At 55.3% G+C, this 246-nt stretch carries 1 protein-coding gene; it reads right to left on the reverse strand.

Annotated features, from left to right (window positions below; genetic code table 11):
- The coding region (locus tag SB771_RS36300) for a TetR/AcrR family transcriptional regulator (RefSeq protein WP_410722197.1) at positions 1-246 on the reverse strand (246 nt) is incomplete at both ends.

Genomic DNA, 246 nt, shown 5'->3' on the forward strand with positions numbered 1-246 from the left:
GTGTTTTCGTGAGAGGTAGTAGCTCACGAATTCAGTCAGTTCGAGGCCCTGCACCTGATCGATCGTCTTGGCAATGCCACACGCTGCCGACTCCTCTATCAGATCCGCCTTGGATTTGAAGTGCTTGTAGAAGCCTCCATGGGTAAAGCCGGCAGCTGCCATGAGATCGGAAACACCCACGCCATCGTAACCGCGCTCACGAAAAAGCTTAGAGGACGTCTCTACGATACGGGCCCGGTTCGCCTG

The organism is Burkholderia sp. SIMBA_051 (genome assembly GCF_046534915.1).
Classification (GTDB): Bacteria; Pseudomonadota; Gammaproteobacteria; order Burkholderiales; family Burkholderiaceae; genus Burkholderia; species Burkholderia ambifaria.